Here is a 2,561-nt window from a genome sequence, read left to right as displayed (position 1 = left end):
CTTTTTTTGTCTATAGAAGGTTCAACTAATCGCCATAGGTCTTTAGGGCGGAAACATCTACTTTTTAACCATCGGCTAACCGTGTCATGAGATAAAGGCGATGGGCTGACTTCTGATAACGCCAAACTAGAGTATCTTACACTGCTTACTTGCAAGAATATTTTATAGATATCTTTAATGCATGGATAACCGGACAAAATATGAACATCCTTATTTTTTCTTGTTTTTAAATTTATACTTCTTTTTTAGAGACTGCGAAACTCGTGTTGTATTTAAAATGTTATCCGACCTATGATTTGCAAGGACTTCTTTTTGGTTTAGATAGAACCCGGGTATGTCGCTGGGTAAAAATATTATTGCCGGTTTTAGAGATGACCTTGGGGCGAGAATGTGTTTTGCCCGCTCGTCAAATTCGCTCTGCTGAGGAATTTTTTCGCGCCTTTCCTGGACACGAGTTTCGCACAGGCATATAAAATTCTAAAAATGGCTTAAAAGCAATGATTAATCTGCAAGTTACTAAAAAACATAAATTTTCTTAAATTACAATAAGTTGTATTTGATTTATAAGGTTTTGACTATTTATATATCATGCTGAATTAAACTTAAAAATAGAGCGTTTTTTTATTGGTGCGAAACTCGTGCTTCTGAAGAAAGGCTTTATAGCTCGGGGCGGCCAAATCATCGATGCAACCTTGGTACCGGCTCCCAAGCAGTCGTTCACGAAGGACGAAAAGGAACAACTCAAGCAGGAAGCGATGCCTGCTCATTGGAAACCAACCAAGCGGCGACAAAAAGATTTAGACGCCACGTGGACTAAAAAACACGGTAAGAGTCATTATGGCTATAAGCTTTCGGTAAACATGGACACGAGTTTCGCACAGGCATATAAAATTCTAAAAATGGCTTAAAAGCAATGATTAATCTGCAAGTTACTAAAAAACATAAATTTTCTTAAATTACAATAAGTTGTATTTGATTTATAAGGTTTTGACTATTTATATATCATGCTGAATTAAACTTAAAAATAGAGCGTTTTTTTATTGGTGCGAAACTCGTGTATAAGTTTGTTGGTAGATACGACCAACACCTTTTAAATGACCAACATAAAAAGTGTCCTGCGACCCCAGGTAACCCGGATGTGCTGTTTCAATCTCACCACTGGCTTCATCATCCTGTGCTTTCTTTTCTAACGCGGTGATTTGTGATTCTGACAGAATAATCCCTTCCGTTGCTATTTTATCTTCAAGCGCTTTCAGACGTTTTTTAAAATTTTCCAGATCATGACGTAGCCAAACAGAACGAACACCACTACCCGAAACAAAAATGCCTTTTTTTCTTAGTTCATTACTACTGCGGTGTTGTCCATGTGCAGGGTATTCAATCGCATACTCAACCACCGCTCTTTCAATCTGTTCATCTACTCTATTTTTTACGTTAGGTACCCGTCGATTTTGATTAATTAAGGCATCTATACCTCCATCGTCGACAAGTTCCTGATAGCGATAGAAAGTATCTCTGGATACCCCCATAATCTTACAGGCTTTTGATACGTTATGAAGCTCTTCAGCAAGATTAAGTAAGCCGACTTTATGTTTGATGATAGGATTATTTGTTTGATACATAAAATTACCTTTTATTTAATTATCTAATGATGTTAATTAAAACCGGTAACTTTCTTTTTTAAATCAGAATTGTCAGATTAAGTTAAGACTAATACACCCTTATTTCACTATTAAGCAACACGCTTACTAAATACTAGTGATGCTGCAGGACTCTCTTGCTGCAATGCCCTAAGATTTTTTTCAGCCTCACGAGACATCATATAGTATCCACCATGAACAAAATTCTTTGCTCTATTTTGTTCAATAATTGCATCATTTAACTTATCAGTTGTTAAATTAAGTAATTTTCTTGTTTTTGATAATTTCTCTCTTAGATCATGAATAGATTCATTTTCCATAGTATTCATCCCGTGAGCCTATAGAGGCTCATTTATGATTTATGAGTGCTCTATAATGAGTCAGTATGTATAATATTAACCAAAAATAAGAATGAGTCAACATAAATCAAAAAAAAAACATCATAAATCAATTAGGCTCATAGCTCATGAGCAAATAAAGCTCATAGCATGAGCATATAAAATCTAAAAAATTAATTTAATATCATTTACTTAAATAAAATGGTTTTCTATTTCTTTAAACCAGAACTACCAAACAACTCAATAGCTACAAACTAACTTCCGCCTCAACGTCTCCTGCGGTGAGCGGACTGAGTTAAGGAAAAAACCGATTTTCTTTTAAAAAACCAAAAAATCTTTTTAAAACTTAACCCCCACCGCTCGACGCAGCCAAGTGACCGAGCAACGCGAGCGAACGGGCGAGGAAGCGAAATATCACTAGTAGTTACATAGAGTACGGTCACTCGAAAATAACAGAAACACGAGTTTCGCAGTCTCTAAAAAAGAAGTATAAATTTAAAAACAAGAAAAAATAAGGATGTTCATATTTTGTCCGGTTATCCATGCATTAAAGATATCTATAAAATATTCTTGCAAGTAAGCA

3 protein-coding genes and 2 pseudogenes are annotated in these 2,561 nt (G+C 35.3%); 2 read left to right on the top strand and 3 right to left on the bottom strand.

All coding sequences use genetic code 11. The features are described 5' to 3' along the window. Positions 1–197 (bottom strand): hypothetical protein (locus CBG25_RS13875; protein WP_290604058.1); only part of this gene is annotated, 197 nt, incomplete at its 3' end. 66 nt (positions 198–263) lie between these two features. Between CBG25_RS13875 and CBG25_RS13870 the strand changes: the two genes are divergently transcribed. Continuing rightward, positions 264–473 (top strand): transposase family protein, encoded by a 210-nt coding sequence (locus CBG25_RS13870; protein WP_290607344.1) that lies wholly within the window; start codon positions 264–266, stop codon positions 471–473. Positions 474–641: 168 nt separating this feature from the next. Beyond that, positions 642–866: pseudogene (locus tag CBG25_RS13865) on the top strand (IS5/IS1182 family transposase); the annotation flags it as partial. A gap of 192 nt (positions 867–1,058) precedes the next feature. Here the strand turns inward: CBG25_RS13865 and CBG25_RS13860 are convergent. Together CBG25_RS13860 and CBG25_RS13855 are read right to left on the bottom strand one after the other, a co-directional pair. After that, a pseudogene (locus CBG25_RS13860) lies at positions 1,059–1,622 on the bottom strand (helix-turn-helix domain-containing protein); the annotation flags it as partial. Between the two features lie 110 nt (positions 1,623–1,732). Continuing rightward, complete coding sequence (locus CBG25_RS13855) at positions 1,733–1,969, bottom strand: hypothetical protein (protein ID WP_290607342.1); 237 nt, start codon at positions 1,967–1,969, stop codon at positions 1,733–1,735. Positions 1,970–2,561 lie beyond the last annotated feature (592 nt).

The sequence above is a fragment of the Arsenophonus sp. ENCA genome (genome assembly GCF_002287155.1).
In the GTDB taxonomy this organism is placed as follows: domain Bacteria; phylum Pseudomonadota; class Gammaproteobacteria; order Enterobacterales; family Enterobacteriaceae; genus Arsenophonus; species Arsenophonus nilaparvatae.
Note: the sequence above shows the minus strand (reverse complement) of the source record. Positions and strands in the feature narration are given on the sequence as shown.